At 50.4% G+C, this 15,034-nt stretch carries 18 protein-coding genes; 4 read left to right on the forward strand and 14 right to left on the reverse strand.

What is annotated here, in order from left to right; translation table 11 throughout:
- Positions 1–41: 41 nt before the first annotated feature.
- Positions 42–728, forward strand: coding sequence for a response regulator transcription factor (locus QSV34_RS01180; protein ID WP_289151260.1), 687 nt, complete (start codon positions 42–44; stop codon positions 726–728).
- A 2-nt stretch (positions 729–730) separates the two neighbouring features.
- Here QSV34_RS01180 and QSV34_RS01185 read toward each other — a convergent pair whose 3' ends face one another.
- From QSV34_RS01185 to QSV34_RS01230, 10 genes are all read right to left on the reverse strand, one after another.
- Complete coding sequence (locus QSV34_RS01185) at positions 731–1,060, reverse strand: DUF6482 family protein (RefSeq protein WP_289151262.1); 330 nt, start codon at positions 1,058–1,060, stop codon at positions 731–733.
- Between the two features lie 8 nt (positions 1,061–1,068).
- Positions 1,069–1,785: an SDR family NAD(P)-dependent oxidoreductase gene (locus QSV34_RS01190; protein ID WP_289151264.1), complete on the reverse strand. Its 717-nt coding sequence runs from the start codon at positions 1,783–1,785 to the stop codon at positions 1,069–1,071.
- Positions 1,782–3,095, reverse strand: coding sequence for a sensor histidine kinase (locus tag QSV34_RS01195; protein ID WP_289151265.1), 1,314 nt, complete (start codon positions 3,093–3,095; stop codon positions 1,782–1,784). The genes QSV34_RS01190 and QSV34_RS01195 overlap by 4 nt, the downstream gene beginning before the upstream one ends.
- Positions 3,096–3,123: 28 nt before the next feature.
- Positions 3,124–4,158 carry an SAM-dependent methyltransferase gene (locus tag QSV34_RS01200; protein ID WP_289151266.1) on the reverse strand — a complete coding sequence of 345 codons (1,035 nt, stop codon included), beginning with the start codon at positions 4,156–4,158 and terminating at the stop codon, positions 3,124–3,126.
- 57 nt (positions 4,159–4,215) lie between these two features.
- Complete coding sequence (locus QSV34_RS01205) at positions 4,216–5,025, reverse strand: DUF1295 domain-containing protein (RefSeq protein WP_289151268.1); 810 nt, start codon at positions 5,023–5,025, stop codon at positions 4,216–4,218.
- A complete protein-coding gene (locus QSV34_RS01210; protein ID WP_289151269.1) occupies positions 5,012–5,527 on the reverse strand; it encodes a DUF2878 domain-containing protein in 516 nt (171 codons plus the stop codon). The genes QSV34_RS01205 and QSV34_RS01210 overlap by 14 nt, the downstream gene beginning before the upstream one ends.
- Positions 5,528–5,658: 131 nt before the next feature.
- Positions 5,659–6,942, reverse strand: a complete 1,284-nt coding sequence (locus QSV34_RS01215) for an SAM-dependent methyltransferase (protein WP_289151271.1) — start codon at positions 6,940–6,942, stop codon at positions 5,659–5,661.
- Positions 6,939–7,751, reverse strand: a complete 813-nt coding sequence (locus tag QSV34_RS01220; RefSeq protein WP_289151273.1) for a DUF1365 domain-containing protein — start codon at positions 7,749–7,751, stop codon at positions 6,939–6,941. The genes QSV34_RS01215 and QSV34_RS01220 overlap by 4 nt, the downstream gene beginning before the upstream one ends.
- Positions 7,735–9,069 (reverse strand): NAD(P)/FAD-dependent oxidoreductase, encoded by a 1,335-nt coding sequence (locus QSV34_RS01225; protein WP_289151275.1) that lies wholly within the window; start codon positions 9,067–9,069, stop codon positions 7,735–7,737. The genes QSV34_RS01220 and QSV34_RS01225 overlap by 17 nt, the downstream gene beginning before the upstream one ends.
- A complete protein-coding gene (locus QSV34_RS01230) occupies positions 9,066–10,025 on the reverse strand; it encodes an acyl-CoA desaturase (RefSeq protein WP_289151277.1) in 960 nt (319 codons plus the stop codon). Before QSV34_RS01230 ends, QSV34_RS01225 begins: the two co-directional genes overlap by 4 nt.
- Before the next feature lie 100 nt (positions 10,026–10,125).
- On the opposite strand from QSV34_RS01230, the gene QSV34_RS01235 reads away from it, so the two are divergent.
- On the forward strand, positions 10,126–10,713 hold the full coding sequence (locus QSV34_RS01235) for a nuclear transport factor 2 family protein (protein ID WP_289151279.1): 588 nt from the start codon (positions 10,126–10,128) through the stop codon (positions 10,711–10,713).
- A complete protein-coding gene (locus QSV34_RS01240; RefSeq protein ID WP_289151281.1) occupies positions 10,710–11,306 on the forward strand; it encodes a chalcone isomerase family protein in 597 nt (198 codons plus the stop codon). Before QSV34_RS01235 ends, QSV34_RS01240 begins: the two co-directional genes overlap by 4 nt.
- Before the next feature lie 117 nt (positions 11,307–11,423).
- Here QSV34_RS01240 and QSV34_RS01245 read toward each other — a convergent pair whose 3' ends face one another.
- Positions 11,424–12,314, reverse strand: coding sequence for a TraB/GumN family protein (locus QSV34_RS01245; protein WP_289151282.1), 891 nt, complete (start codon positions 12,312–12,314; stop codon positions 11,424–11,426).
- A gap of 154 nt (positions 12,315–12,468) precedes the next feature.
- Here QSV34_RS01245 and QSV34_RS01250 point away from each other — a divergent pair, with 154 nt between their 5' ends.
- On the forward strand, positions 12,469–13,026 hold the full coding sequence (locus tag QSV34_RS01250) for an NAD/FAD-utilizing enzyme (protein WP_289151284.1): 558 nt from the start codon (positions 12,469–12,471) through the stop codon (positions 13,024–13,026).
- Positions 13,027–13,126: 100 nt separating this feature from the next.
- Here the strand turns inward: QSV34_RS01250 and dinB are convergent, their stop codons facing one another.
- The 3 genes from dinB to QSV34_RS01265 all read right to left on the reverse strand — a co-directional run bounded on the left by dinB (position 13,127) and on the right by QSV34_RS01265 (position 14,938).
- Complete coding sequence (gene dinB / locus QSV34_RS01255; RefSeq protein WP_289151285.1) at positions 13,127–14,191, reverse strand: DNA polymerase IV; 1,065 nt, start codon at positions 14,189–14,191, stop codon at positions 13,127–13,129.
- Positions 14,192–14,332: 141 nt separating this feature from the next.
- Positions 14,333–14,710, reverse strand: a complete 378-nt coding sequence (locus QSV34_RS01260) for a nuclear transport factor 2 family protein (RefSeq protein ID WP_289151287.1) — start codon at positions 14,708–14,710, stop codon at positions 14,333–14,335.
- An 18-nt stretch (positions 14,711–14,728) separates the two neighbouring features.
- Complete coding sequence (locus QSV34_RS01265) at positions 14,729–14,938, reverse strand: hypothetical protein (RefSeq protein WP_289151289.1); 210 nt, start codon at positions 14,936–14,938, stop codon at positions 14,729–14,731.
- Positions 14,939–15,034 lie beyond the last annotated feature (96 nt).

The following is a 15,034-nucleotide window of genomic DNA, read 5'->3' on the forward strand; positions in this document are numbered from 1 at the left end:
TGCCGCGGCCTTCGGCCTCGCAATGACGTTGGGAAAACTCCATGTCCAGCACCATCCTTATCGTCGAAGACCACAGCGACCTGGCCGCCAATATTGGCGACTTTCTTGAGGCCGGTGGTTTTACCGTGGACTTTGCCGCCAATGGCCCACTGGCGGTGCAATTGGCAGCGAACAATCACTACGACGCCGTGGTTCTGGATATTATGCTGCCCGGCATCGACGGCTATGAGGTATGTCATCAGCTGCGCAACCAACTGGGGTTGGGCATGCCGATTATTATGCTCACCGCCATGGATACATTGGACGACAAGCTAACCGGCTTTGATCGCGGTGCCGACGACTACCTGATCAAGCCATTCGAGTTAAAGGAACTGGAAGCGCGTATTCACGCCTTAATTCGTCGCCAGCGTGGCGAGCTGGAAAACAGCATTCTCGCCATTGGCGGACTCACCTTTGATACACAAACCATGCAGGTAAGCCGCGCTGGTAAAAGCCTGAAGTTATCCCCTACCGGATTAAAAATTCTGCGTCTGCTGATGCGCGAATCACCCAAGGTGGTGACTCGTGAACAAATCGAAATGGAAATATGGGGAGACGACGCCCCGGACAGCGATGCACTGCGCAGCCACCTGTATACACTGCGCAAAGTGATCGATAAACCCTTTGATCAGCAATTACTGCACACCATTCCCGGTGTCGGTTTTAAGTTGTGCGACGATAGCCAATAAATTCAATCGCTACCGTCACAACCCTCGCCCACCGGCTTTGGCGATAAAGGAACTCGCAAACCATTGCCCATGGTATTCACCGGCTGCCCTACCATTTCATCGTAGGCACTTTGCTGAATCAACCACATGGCCTCTACATGAATGCCGGAAAAGTCGTTTTTGATGTCCTCAATGGAGCGTCGACTGTACTCTTTGCCAGTTGCGGTAGACAAGCTGTAATAGCGGTCATTCACTTTGGCCTGCACCACGTAAAGCGCGCCATCCAGCGAGTGCAGTAACAGCTCTTCAACAGACCCTTGTCGCAACAGCTGAGTGATTTTAATTTTTTTCACAGCGCCTCCTACCAGGGAATGGTCTTTCCCTGCCAATCCAGATAACTCAGTTGCCCATCCGGCTCCAGGTGATCAACGATAGACAGCAATTGCTGAGCGACAAACTGCGGCGAAAATAATTTGCCGCCCGGAACATTGGTCTGAAAAGGCTTCGAAAGAGGAGTATCTGTCGTACCCGGATGAAACAGTATCAGCTTTACTTGTTTGGCGCGGCGCGCGTACTCAACTGCAGCGGTTTTAACCGCCATATTAAGCGCCGCCTTGGACGCGCGATAGCTGTACCAACCGCCCAGGCGATTGTCACCAATGCTGCCCACACGGGCGCTAAATAGCGTCACCGTACAGGGATCATCTTGATTGAGCAGTGGCAACAAGTGCTTCAACCACAGCAACGGTATCAGGGTATTGCTGTTTATAGCCTGCAGAAAATGGCTGCCAGAAATATCTTCAAGGCGTTTTTCTGGCATATGAGCGTCGCTGTGAAGCACACCATTGCAAATAAATACCTGGGTGATAGAGGGACTGTGTTTCAGCTGTTCAATAGCAGATTCAATCTGTGCTTCGCTGTAATCACAGGAAATTGAATGAACGTTTTTATCCTGAGAAACATTTGGACTCCGGGAAACCCTGTAAACAGTTGCCGCCGGATCATCAGTCAACAGCTGGGAAATTACCGCTTGTGCAATGCCACTGCTGGCACCAATGACCAGGCTGGCGCCGCTCATGCTGAACCGCCATCCCCTGCCATAAAGCACACCCTGACTTCCGTCCCCTTACCCAATTCACTATCCAGTTTTAGTGTCCAGCCATAGCGATTACACAACCGTTTGACAATGGCCATACCCAAGCCATGACCACCCAATTCCCCTTCTGTGCCGCCTCGATGAAATGGAGTTCCCAGCCTTTCCAATGTGGCAGCATCCATACCGGGGCCACTGTCTTTTACCAGCAGGCAATGGGCTTCCAACACCACTTCTATCTTCCCTTCCGGAGTGTAGTTGTAGGCATTGCGCAGCAGATTATTGATCAATATTTTCGCCACCGCTGTGGGCGCATCTACTGTCAGCACTTCTTTATCTACTACACTGATTTCAATGGCCTTATCATGAAATACAGTGCCCAGTGCACCCAGTTCCTCTTTCACCAGATCATTTATGACTACCTGTTGGCTGGGCAGTTGATCACTCTCTTCTCTGGCCAATAACAACAGAGTTTCGATCAGCGCTTCCATATCAAACAACGTGCGATACATACGGGTGACGGTGGCATCACCAAAATCTTTTTGCTTGCGTTCCAGCAATTCCAATGAGCTGCGAAGCACAGCAATCGGGGTACGCAGCTCGTGGCTGGCATCCCGGGTGAAATTGCGCTCTCGTTCGATAAAGTCGCCCAAGCGTTCGGTAAAGTGATCGAGGGCACGCACCAAGGTGGACACTTCCAAATCACGGGCATGGCGCAATTCGTCCAAATTCAACGCCAGCCACTGTCCTTCTTTGGGCTCGGCTTCTTCCACCACTTTGGCCAATTTAACGATAGGGGAAATGGCCCGGTGGGACTGGCGATAGGCAAGCCAGGCAAAGATATACAGAATAACCAGTACTGCAGTCAGCGGCAGTATGCCGAACACCAATGTCAGTAAAGAGACACTCTCTTCATCAAAAATCAGATAGAGGCGGTCGGTACCGGAGGCAGTGGTTTTATCTTCCACATAAATAATGGGCTTGCTGCCATCAAAATGAACCCGTTGTAACCCAGGATGTAATTCATGCAGTGGCAATGGAACGGTGCTGGAATCACCGTTGTGGGCCAGAAACCCCCTCAGGTTGAGGGTATTGGGCATTGCCAGGTCAGGATTTTGCTCTCGGTGTTGCCAAAAATATTCCGCCTCTCCTTCCAGAGCTTTGCGCATCAACACACTTTCAATCATTTCCCTTGCAGCAAATACCCCCGCTGCGGCCACCAAGCTGATCAGGCCCACCTGCAACAGGAAGACCTTGGTCATTTTGGAATGGAGATTTTTTCTTGTTTTTGGCATCTGCCGTCCTAAACACCCATCAACCGGCTCAGTGTAGCTTTTTATTAAACAAATAGTGAGTCACCATCCATTCATTCCCTGACTGGTAACCAAACAGCTCTGCACAGGCCATAAAAAACATCCGCCAGCGCTGAGTCCAGATAGCCCCCTGCCCCTCACCGTAGGTTTGTTCGAACAACTCGGTGATCTCCTTGCGGTGACGATCCATATTGTCGAGCCAGGCTTCCGATGTTTTTTGATAGTGACTGCCATTCACCAACCATTGATCTTCAATGGTGAGATGATCCTGAAAGTAAAGCAATGTGTCAGCGGATGGCATCAATCCACCGGTAAAAAAGTAACGCCCCATCCAGTTATCGTCTCCTTCGGTTTCAAACGGATAAAGTACCGAACGATGGCAAAAAATATGCACAAACAATTTGCCATCTTGACGTAACCAGCCACTCACTTTGGTAAGTAGTTTTTGGTAGTTGCGCACATGCTCAAACATTTCGATAGACACAATGCGGTCGAACTGTTGATCCAGCTCCAATTGATTGACGTCCTGAGTAATCACCTGAATATTATCGATACCACGCTGTTTGGCTTGTGCCTGAATATACTCACGCTGGGAATTGGAGTTAGAGACTGCAGTAATCCGTGAATTAGGCAATTTTTCGGCCATAAACAGAGTGAGTGAGCCCCAACCACAGCCTAACTCCAGGATATCTTGCCCATCTTCAAATTGGCCACGCTGCAAATACAGTTCCAGCATCAACTGTTCAGCATCTTCCAAAGTGCGAGTATTGTTATTCCACCAGCAACTGCTGTATTTCAGGTGCTTTCCAAGCGCCAGTTGGTAGAATTTCGCAGGCACCTCGTAGTGCTGTTCATTGGCCGCATCAGTTTCGATCGCAATGGGGCTGTTACGCAACTGGTTAATCAGTTCACTTTTTTGCGCGCTGGCCAGCTCCGGGTTATTGGCAAATTCATCCTGCAAACGTTGCTTCAGCAGCTTACGAATACCCATACGGATAGCGGAATCCGGTACCAATTTTTTTTCTGCCAGATCAATTATTTTCATCAGTTGCTCTCCACAATTTTTTCAAGATTCTTTTTCCAAACTATTTATCCAGACTCTTTATCCAGACTCTTTATCCAGACTCTTCATCCAGGGGATGAACGCACTGGTAGTTTCCCGATAGCGCAGATAGGCATCACCGCGAGAGCGGATAGCCTGTTGTTCGGTATAGGGAATGCCAGTAATAAAAATCAAGAACAGCAGCATCAACACCGGCGCCAGCCACAGCCATTCGCCACCGACAATACCAATGGCGAGCAACGGATAGCTGAACCAATGCAGCCATTCAAAAAAATAGTTGGGGTGGCGGGAATAATTCCAAAGGCCAACTTCACACACCTTGCCTTTATTGGCTGCTTGACTACGGAATTGCGCCAACTGCTTATCCGACACAGTGACACCCGCAAAAGCCACCAGCGCCAACATCACAGCCGTAATATGTTGAGTGCCAGCTGCAGCCACTTCACCGTTGGCGATCAACCAGGCAGGCAGGCTAAAGCACCAAATCAACAGAGCCTGAAACTGAAAAAATAAAAAGTGATACGGGTTAACTCGTTTTCCCCAGTACTGGCGCAGATATTGATAGCGGCCATCTTCCGGCTCGGTAACTACCCGATGGGTCAGATAAACGCCCAGGCGCAAATACCAACAACCCATGAGCAGTGCCACTGTCCAACGCAACCACTCACTACCACCACCGGTAAAACCGTAGTAAAAAGCAGACACGGAAATACCCAATGCCCATACCGCATCGACAATGCCTGCATTATTGCTGCGCACTTGCCACAACCAGGCAAGTGCCATAGCAACACTGGCGGCCAACAGGGTCTCAACCGGTAGGCTTTCAACTGGCAAGTCAGGCCAAAGCATGACGCCCCTCCTGCGACCACTTGGCCGCTTTTCTCAATAACAACGGCACCACCAACAACCAACTCAGTGATGTAGCGGCAATAACACCTGTGCTATCCAGCCACACTACCGCACCCAACTTTTGCGCGCCGTAATAAGACAGCGGACTACCAACAGCCGCCAATAACCCGGCCAGATACAAATTGCGCTGCATCCATGACAGGGAGTGATTCAAGGTCAGCGCAAACGCCACCCACAGGCAGACAATCCACAGAGGAGCCACTGGGAACAGTGGCTGATTTGAATACTGCAAAATGCCCAGTAATGACCACAGGGTAGCCAGGAAAATGCCGATGGGAATGGCAAGTGCCAACAACTGCGCGTCTGCACGACGCACCGGTGATATGGAAAAATGAAGCAGCACAAAAACCAACGTCGCCAGAACAGGCAACCAGGTATTACCCCAGCTGGCACCCAGCACACAGCTAAACCACACGATCTGAAAGGCGATAAAATTAATCACTGCTTTTCCTCTACTCTCTAGCAAGCGTGGTGTGGGTAATGGTTTTTTTGACCGCGGCCAGCATGGATGCTGGCCACGAGCCCCCAAGGAAGGGTTCACGGCGTGTCACAAAAACCATTACCCACATCATGCTAGCTGCCCTCCGGCACCCACTGCTCACGACGATTACCACTGGCAGCAAACAACAAGTGCACATCATTGATACTGCGCTCTCGGAAACCGCCCTCGCAGTAACACAAGTAGAACTCCCACATACGGATAAACGCCTCCGAATAGCCCAGCTCACGCACCTGATCCAGCTGGTCCATAAAACGTTCACGCCACTCCTGCAATGTCAGTGCGTAGCTGGGGCCAATATCTTCCAAATTGGTCAGCCGCAAACCCGCCTTGGCTGCACTGCTAGTCAATACACTCACACAGGGAATAAAACTGCCGGGGAAAATATAGCGCTTGATAAAATCCACCGAATTCAGCGCTTGCTTGTAACGATGATCTTCAATGGTGATTGCCTGAATTGCCGCCAGGCCATCCGGCTTCAGTAAATGCTGACATTGTTTGAAATAACCATCCAGAAATTGATGGCCCACGGCCTCCACCATTTCGATGGAAAGTAACTTGTCGTACTGGCCGTCCAGATCACGGTAATCTTCCAGCAGCACTGTGATTTTGTCGGACAAACCCGCACCGGCTATACGCTCTACCGCTAATTTATATTGCTCTTCCGATATGGTTGTAGTGGTCACCCGGCAACCATAATTCTGCGCGGCAAAGATAGCGGCGCCACCCCAACCGGTGCCAATTTCCAGCAAATGATCGGAAGGCTTTAAATCCAGCTTGTCGCACAACCTGGCTAATTTTAATTCCTGAGCCTGGGCCAGCGACTCATCACCAGTATGGTACAAAGCGGAGGAATACATCATCCACTCTTTGTCCAAAAACAACTCAAATAAATCGTTGCCAATATCGTAGTGAGCAGCAATATTGCGCCGACTGCCACTGCGATTGTTTTTATGGAGTTGATGAACCGCTTTCAACAGCCACCCGGCAACGGTTGCCACTCCGCCTTCCATGCCATCCAGCAAATCCTGGTTGCGCACCAGAATGCACACCAAAGCCGTTAAGTCAGAGCAATGCCACTCACCGGCCATATAAGACTCTGCAGCGCCCACACTGCCGCCAGTTGCCACACTTTGAAAAAAGGCACTGTCGTTAACATGCATTTGCACCTGCAAATCTGCCTGGCCATCTCCCAACAAGTAATGACCTCCGGGTGCCGCCAGATGAATTGCGCCATTTTTTAAGGAGCCAAGTCGATTCACAAACAACTTTTCGAATAGCGTACTCTTACGCTGCGTCTTTTCAGGGCTTTTTAAAAAACGATTTTTTGCCGCCAGTGCGGTTACCTGAGTAGTCATGACTTGTCTCCCGTTATTTCAGGTAAAGGGACTTTAGGTAAAGAAGATGGATGAGTGTCTGGATGATCAAAAAAGGGAATACGCTTCAGCCATAAACGCAGCGCTTGCCAATAAATTCGCAACACCACCAACAGGGTTTGCATCGGGTAATGGATAGGCAAGAACGCCATGGATCTGCTTGTCAATGGTTGCTGCCTTGTAGACATTACCGCGTCAAATTGACGCAGGCCATCTTTGAGAAGCGTCATATGCACATGCGCTTTTTTATCGCGCAACCTGAACCGCCAGTGGTACTGCAAATCCATAGGCATAAACGGTGATACGTGAAACTCCTTGTCAAACTCGAAGCGAGTACAGCCATCGACAACCGGCAACACATAACCGTGGCGTTCGTTCCAGGGAGTATTGTTGATTTCCGTAACGATGTAGCGCAGCTGATTATCCGGGTTGTAGCAGAAGTAATAGGTAACCGGATTGAACACAATGCCAAAGTAGCGCGGCTGGGTAAGAATTTTTACCGTACCTTCAAAGCGGTCACCACAATCGCGAAAGATGGTATTAACCACCGCTTCTTTGAGATTGGCTTCCGGTGCGGCCAAAGAGCCTTCAGCGCATAAATAGTCTTTCCTGCAAAAGCCAATGGCATTAAAACGCTCCAACGACCACCAACGACTTTTGGAAAAAGTCTTTTGTAGCTGATCCAGGTCTAACAGCACCATCGCCATCGGGTAGCGAAACCGATGAGGCCTGGGACGGTGACGGCTGTGCTGTACCCAGCCTTTGTAGATGCCATCAGGTAACATGAGCATTCACCAAGTTACCTTCAATATGATCCACCACTCGCAGGGCACTGCGTACCCCATCCTCGTGAAAACCCCATCCCCAATAGGCACCGCAGTAATGGGTTCGGTTATGGCCGGATATCTGCGACCAGCGATGCTGTGCAGCCAGGGTAGCGGCGTTGTACACCGGGTGGCTGTAATGGCGTTCAGCGTAGACTTTTTCAGGGTCGATCAGATGTTCGCAATTGAGAGAAACGATAAAATCCGGTGTGCCATTGTCGGTTTGCAACCCAGCACTACCCAGCCCTTGTAGCTGATTCATGTGGTAGCTGACTGTGCATTGGTTATACAGGTCAGCTCCCAAGCGCACGTTCCAGCATGCCCAGGCTTTCAGGTGCCGGGGAAGCACTGAAATATCGCTGTGCAAGAGCATATGATTGTTTTGATAGGCAATGCTGCCCAGCACTTGCTGCTCTGCATCGGTGGCGTCTTCCAACAGAGCAAGTGCTTGATCCGAATGGCAAGCCAAGACCACTTGATCAAACTGTCGGGATTGGCCATTTACCTGAAGGGTCACACCGTCGCTAGTACGGCGTATTTTTTCCACTGGCGTATTAACGTGCAAATCACCGGTGAATTTTTCCAGCAGAGCGTCCACATAACTGCTGGAACCATCTTTAACCACCCGCCACTGAGGTCGCTTGCTCAATGTCAGCATGTGGTGGTTATGCATAAACTGAACAAAATAGCGTGCGGGAAATTGTTCAATACTGGCACTGGGCCCGGACCAAAGGGCACAAGCCATTGGGATCAGGTGCTTTTCAATAAATACATCACTGTAACGATTTTCCCGCAAGTACTCGCCGAGGGTTTGCTGGTTGCTCTCATCTTCCAGCAATGTTGGTGCCTGGCGATAAAAGCGCATCAGGTCTTTAATCATGCGCTGGAATGCTGGGCTAAAGATGTTTCTCCGCTGGCAGAACAGCTTGTCTAAATTGGTGGCGTTATATTCCAGCCCGGATACTGGATCGGAAACGCTAAAGCTCATGGTGGTACGCTGGCTGGCAACACCCAGCTCATTGAGCAGGCGGCAAAAATTTGGGTAGTTTTCTTCGTTGAAAACGATAAAACCGCTGTCAATATGCCAGTACTTATCCGCCACGTGAATATCGTGAGTATCCACATGACCACCGGGATAATTGCTGCTTTCAAACAGAGTTACCCGGTGCTTTTTGCCTGGACTGTTATCCAAACTCTTATCAAGGCTCTTATCCAGGTAATAGGCACAGGCCAGACCGGATATACCGCTGCCAACAACCGCAATCTCCATCGGTGGTGAGTTCATCCTTGCTGCTCCGCAGTAGGCGGTACAGCCGTTTTTGCCAAATGGTTACTGTCCCGCCGCTTTACTGGAATGGTGCGCAGATTCCAGATCAGACCCATTCGCTCCATGCCTTTGAGCACGTAGTAACTCATATCAATTTCCCACCAGTAGAAGCCCTGGCGGGCAGATGCAGGGTAGTAGTGATGGTTGTTGTGCCAGCCCTCTCCCAAGGTCATCAAGGCCAGCCAAAAATTATTGCGGCTTTCATCAGGAGTGCCGTAACGTACTGACCCAAAGCGATGGGCCAGGGAGTTGATGCACAGGCTGGCATGGATCAGTACCACCGTGGAAACAAAGTAGCCCCAAACCAGCATTTGCAAACCATTGGTATTTAACTGGGGCGCCACCGCTTCCAACAGCGCTCCCAGTCCGTATAAAAAAGCAGCCAGCAGTGCAGGTACGGCCAAATCGTGACGATCCAGCCAGCGCAATTCCGGAAAGCGTTGAAAATCGGAAATCAGCGAATAATCCGCCTGAAAGTGGCGGTGAGATAAAAACCACCCCATATGGCTCCACCAAAAACCGTCTTTCGGAGAGTGGGCATCGCCTTCCCGATCAGAACAGCGATGGTGGTTGCGATGATGAGCTGCCCACCACAGCGGGCCACGTTGAGTGGCACTGGCGCCTAACAGGGCAAACAGAAACTGCACCACACGGCCGGTACGAAAAGTTTTGTGGGAAAAATAGCGGTGGTAAAACGCGGTAATGGCAAACATTCTGGCAATGTAGAGTACAGCGGCTACGCCCAGAGCGACCCATGAAAAGCCCACAAAGAAAACACCCAGGCAAGCCAGGTGGAGAAAAATAAAGGGGATTATTCGCACCCAGTCAACTTGGCGATCCTTGCCGGATGGGTTTATCCCTTCCAGTGAATGGCTATTGGGTTGGTTGTCGAACCAGGATTTGATCGCTTTCATGGGGCCCCCTTAGGTGACACCAAAGTATCGCCGGCTTCGTGAAAAAACCGTGAAGCCCCCTTTCACTCATTTTTCACAGCCACTTGCCTGTAATGGCACCATGAAAAAAACACTGCATATTTACATGGCGCTTTGTACTGTTCTGGTAACAGCGAGCCTGATCGCAGGGCTCTGGCTTTTGGTGAGCGTCGACGAGCCCCGCAACAGCTATCACAGTGCCAATTACCGGGCCGCGCTGGCGAAATTTCCAGCGCAGCCTGCCAGCGAAAGCGCAATAGCCAACTTTTCCAAGGTTTATGAGGACTTGATTGCGCCTACATTGGCGGAGTCTGTAGATTCCTTGTACGCCGACCCGCTGTATTTCAACGATACGTTTAATACCTTTGAAAGCCGCGCGGAGCTGCGTGATTATCTGGTACACACCGCCGAGAATTTGAGCCGTTCCACAGTAGTGATCGACGACATGGCTCGCAGCGGCAACGATGTTTACCTGCGCTGGACGATGACCATCACCGCGCAAGTAAAAGGAAAAACCATTGATAGTGAGTCAATAGGCATTACTCACTTGCGCTTTAACAGCAATGGCCAGGTCGTGGTTCATCAGGATTATTGGGATGGAGTAGACGGTTTCTACCAGCATATCCCCTATGTGGGCCTGCCGATAAAACTGATCAGGGAACAATTGTGAATTCAGCGTTTGTAAAGTGCTGGCTGTTAGCGGTCAGCGTGTTATCAGCCAGCGTCAATTTGTATGCCAGCAGTCTGTATGCCAAGAGTGACGTATTTCAGCCCACAGCCATGCTGGATAACCAGCAATTACAACTCTGCAACAGTACAGATATCAGAGTCATGGCCGTGTTTAATGTGGGAACAGCGGCACTCTATTTGCAAGACTGCAGTATTGAAGAAGACACCCTGAATCAGCCGATCCAGCTTTCCATTGTGTATAAACGGGATTTTTCCCCAGAGGATTTTCAAAAATCCGCCTACACACTGTTGCAACGCAATCTCAGCGAAGCGCAGTTTTCTGCGATAGAAGGCGAACTGCAACGCTTTAACAGCAACTACCAGGCCATGACCAAGGGCGAGCGTTACGACATCTGTTATTCCGATAACACCGGGCTGTTGTTGCAGAAAAACGGGGCGCTTATTTCTCAAAGCCAATCTGCGCAGTTGGGCCAATCCTATTTTCAGATATGGTTTGGCAAGCGCCCGTTTAGCAAAGCCTTAAAGCGAAAGTTATTGAAGGGCACCTCTAAAAATGCACTATTTCCGCGATAGCTGCGTTGGCGTCGTACTCGCCTCCTCATGTATGCCTTATACACTCCGGGTCTCCGTGCGCCGCCGCCTTGCTCTCGCAAAAAATATCACTATTTTTAGAGGCACCCTAAAGAAGCCTCAGCGCCTTTCTACAGAATAGCCTGCCTTTTTCAGCAGTTCCGGCACCCCTTCGTCACCGACAAAATGAGCGGAACCCGCCACCACAAAATACGTGCCGCCCTTGGCAATATAACCCTCGATCTTTTCTACCATGCCGTGATTGCGGTCGTATAAAAAGGCATCTACCAGAGCCTTGGACTCTTTGCTGCCACTGTCCATGCTGTCAACGGCAATCTTTTCAAGGGTCTTTTCATCACCCTGCTTCCAGGCCTCCACCATAGGCGCCATCATTTCACTGGCTTCGTCCAACTGCCCGATGGTTTCCTGGATCAAAAAATCCGCAGGCCCCAGAGAAGCCATTAACTGCATCAGCTGCTCTGAGCCTTCCAGCTCAAGAATTTGTTTGTTGTTTTCTGTGGCCTGCCTGAGAAAGTGCAAATCCAGTCCATAGCTCGCGTCCAGACCAGATTGCGCCGCCATCAGGTAACCGAGTGTAACCATCAGTGTGCCCGGACGCATGCGCGTATACATGGTCTCAGGCAGCGGCACACCGTGCTTCACCAGGGCCGACTCAAGGGATTGCAAAGTTGCCTGCGAAATATGGTCGGTAAGCCGCTCACCCGCTGGATACATACCGTACTGGAACAGCAACCTCTGTTCTTGAACCGCATCGATATTGAGAATATCTGCCTCAACCGCCAGGGCATCGGCGCTGGCAAAGGCTTTTTCTACCTCCGGGCGCAGCGGGTAAAAACTTTTGTCCGCCAGGTGAATTGAGCCAAACAGATAAACCGTGGCCCTCTTGGTTTCCAGCTTCCAAAATAGCGCTTTGTCATTGGCGCTCCATACCGTTCCAGAAAATGCCAACAACAGAAAAAACGCCAGTGACGCTGTCAATTTCCTTTTCATCGAATTTTTCGCCTTGTTGAGAGTCAAAATCAACGTGCACTCTACCACTGCGACGGGCAATTACCTATCCAGTTGCTATACTTGAAAAAGGTTTGCCGCTTTTTCGATTCAGTATTTCGACAGGCATTGCCAATCAATTACTGAGGGTTTACAGATGAAAAGACACTATTACATAAGCAGTGATCTGGATGATCTGGAAAATGTTGAGCAGGAGCTTGAGGCCCAGGGATTCACCGCCCCACAGATACATGTATTGAGCCTGAATGACGCCGATGTGGCGAAACATGAACACCTGAATGAAGTAGAAGCCGTACTGCGAAAAGATGTGGTTAACGGCACCATCATTGGCGCGATTATCGGTATTTTGGCCGCCGCTGTCGTGCTTTTACTGGCCCACAACTCCAACCTTCCGGAAAAAACCACCTGGGTGCCCTTTATCTTCCTGGCCATTATTGTGCTGGGATTTTGCACTTGGGAAGGCGGCTTGTTTGGCATTCAGGAACCTCACAAGCAATTCAAACGCTTTCAAAAGCAACTGCAAGATGGGCAGCATGTGTTTTTTGTGGATACCAAACCTGAGCAGGAAAATATTCTTTCTCAAGTGGTGAATAACCACCCCAGATTGCACGATGCCGGTATCGGCTCCTCAACACCCGCTCTGGTTATCTGGTGGCGCAACAAGTTTTCCTGGTTTATGAAGTCCATGCCGTAAGGCGCTGGGCGATTGTGTAGGTCGGCCTTTAGGCCGACAAGATTGTTGCTACGTAGTGATTACTTTGTCGGCCTAAAGGCCGACCCACAAGGGCAAATATTCAACGGGCAAATAGCTCCAACTGCACAAAACCATGGTCTGTAGTTAAATCCACAAAACGGACGCCAATACCCAGCAATCGCACTGGGCGATTGCCTCGCGGGAACGCTTCTTGCAATAACGCGGCAAAACTGTCCAGCGACAGCTTCGGGTCATGGGCGCGCTCCAGGGTGGTCACGGCAAAGTCATTAAACTTCACTTTGACGAACTGCCGAACCACCTGATAGCTGTCATCCACCCTGCGCAAGCGCCCTTTCAATTCAACCAGCAATTCCGGCAATTTCTTCAGGCAGCTATTGGCGTCTGGCAAGTCCGCCGCGTAAGTGTGTTCCACACTGAGGGATTTACGGCGCCGATGGGGTTTTACCGGGCGATTATCTTCACCACGACTGAGTTGATAGAGCCGCTGGCCAAATACTCCAAAACTCTCCACCAGAGCGGTTAAGTCACGCTGCTGAAGCTCGCCACAAGTCAAAATACCCATGCGCTCCAGCTTTTTTGCCGTCACTTTGCCGACACCAAATATCTTGTTAACTGGCAGGCGACGGACGAAGTCAGGCACTTCGTCAGGGGTAATCACCAGCTGGCCATTGGGTTTGTGCCAGTCACTGGCAATTTTGGCGAGGAATTTATTGGGAGCAATACCCGCCGATGCGGTTACGCCAACTTCGCTGGCTATACGTTGGCGAATCTCCTGGGCAATCAAGGTCGCGCTGCCCCGGCATTGTTCACAGTCGGACACATCCAGAAATGCCTCATCCTGCGACAACGGCTCCACAAGCTCTGTATAAGAAAAAAAGATTTTGCGAATCTGCTCTGCCGCCTCACGGTATTTGTCCATACGCGGTGGAATCAGAATCAAACTGGGGCACAAGCGGCGCGCGTGAGCCGATGCCATAGCAGAGCGCACACCGTATTCACGAGCTGGATAATTGCATGTGGCAACAACCCCCCGCCGATCAGATTGGCCACCGATGGCAATGGGCAAATCCCGCAGGGATGGATCATCGCGCATCTCTACAGAGGCGTAAAAACAATCGCAGTCGATGTGGATAATTTTGCGCATGACAATAACTGTATATAATTACAGTTATTGTCGAATGATTTGAGGAAAGAGGCAAGCGAGTTGCAGGTTGCAGAAATTAACTCCTTCCTAGAGACAAGTCGACTTTGCTGCCGATTTATCTCGCCATGAGGTTACCTGAAATCAACCCTGAGCTTCGAAGTCATCCTCGCGAAGTTTGGCGGTGCCATCGGTTTGAAGAACCCACAGCTCTTTATGAATTACACCCGAGGCGTTGTTCATCTTCCAGCCTGAGGTAAGCAAAACACTGTTGGCGTCCACCACTTCCATTTTTGGTTCTACATACTCCACATCGGAAAAGCCCTGAGATATCAAGTTGTCCCAGAATGCCTGTATTTGTTTAGTGCCGGTAAAAGTACCAAATGGGCGCGCGTGCATAACGGCATCCGCCTCGTACTGGGCTGCACAACCGGCACCATCGCCACTGTTAAAGGCATTTTTCCAGCGCTCACTGGCTGCAGAAACGGCGGCCAGCAGCGCGGCATTTTCTTGATTGCTCATAATGACTCCTTGATGATTTTATTCGGGCTCGCGAGCCCAGTAGGTATCCAGTAAAAAGCCTCCCAGACAGCCCAGTGTCAGCCACAGCGCCAATCCCCGCTCGGGAATGGTCAGCAATACCAGTGCCACGCTGAGCATCACCAGCAAAGACACTCTGGGCAGTTTTACCTTGTGATGTGGAGAGATTTGTTTGTCGTAGGGAAACACCAGGTTAACCATTGGTGCCAAGCCGGCCACCAAAGGGCCAGCCCAGTAGATGGCGGGCTGTGTAAATAGTAAGAAAGCAGAGGCGCATACGGACAGCAACGCCCAAAAAATAAAAGC

The sequence above is a fragment of the Porticoccus sp. W117 genome, from assembly GCF_030341905.1.
In the GTDB taxonomy this organism is placed as follows: Bacteria; Pseudomonadota; Gammaproteobacteria; order Pseudomonadales; family Porticoccaceae; genus SCSIO-12696.

Excerpts from the sequence above, each read along its gene's own strand:
- QSV34_RS01245 (WP_289151282.1), bottom strand. The coding sequence starts at position 12,314 with ATGAAAAGGAAATTGACAGCGTCACTGGCGTTTTTTCTGTTGTTGGCA.
- QSV34_RS01205 (WP_289151268.1), bottom strand. The coding sequence starts at position 5,025 with ATGCTTTGGCCTGACTTGCCAGTTGAAAGCCTACCGGTTGAGACCCTG.
- QSV34_RS01235 (WP_289151279.1), top strand. The coding sequence starts at position 10,126 with ATGAAAAAAACACTGCATATTTACATGGCGCTTTGTACTGTTCTGGTA.
- QSV34_RS01230 (WP_289151277.1), bottom strand. The coding sequence starts at position 10,025 with ATGAAAGCGATCAAATCCTGGTTCGACAACCAACCCAATAGCCATTCA.
- QSV34_RS01250 (WP_289151284.1), top strand. The coding sequence starts at position 12,469 with ATGAAAAGACACTATTACATAAGCAGTGATCTGGATGATCTGGAAAAT.
- QSV34_RS01180 (WP_289151260.1), top strand. The coding sequence starts at position 42 with ATGTCCAGCACCATCCTTATCGTCGAAGACCACAGCGACCTGGCCGCC.
- QSV34_RS01225 (WP_289151275.1), bottom strand. The coding sequence starts at position 9,069 with ATGAACTCACCACCGATGGAGATTGCGGTTGTTGGCAGCGGTATATCC.
- dinB (WP_289151285.1), bottom strand. The coding sequence starts at position 14,191 with ATGCGCAAAATTATCCACATCGACTGCGATTGTTTTTACGCCTCTGTA.
- QSV34_RS01260 (WP_289151287.1), bottom strand. The coding sequence starts at position 14,710 with ATGAGCAATCAAGAAAATGCCGCGCTGCTGGCCGCCGTTTCTGCAGCC.
- QSV34_RS01220 (WP_289151273.1), bottom strand. The coding sequence starts at position 7,751 with ATGCTCATGTTACCTGATGGCATCTACAAAGGCTGGGTACAGCACAGC.
- QSV34_RS01215 (WP_289151271.1), bottom strand. The coding sequence starts at position 6,942 with ATGACTACTCAGGTAACCGCACTGGCGGCAAAAAATCGTTTTTTAAAA.
- QSV34_RS01190 (WP_289151264.1), bottom strand. The coding sequence starts at position 1,785 with ATGAGCGGCGCCAGCCTGGTCATTGGTGCCAGCAGTGGCATTGCACAA.
- QSV34_RS01200 (WP_289151266.1), bottom strand. The coding sequence starts at position 4,158 with ATGAAAATAATTGATCTGGCAGAAAAAAAATTGGTACCGGATTCCGCT.
- QSV34_RS01195 (WP_289151265.1), bottom strand. The coding sequence starts at position 3,095 with ATGCCAAAAACAAGAAAAAATCTCCATTCCAAAATGACCAAGGTCTTC.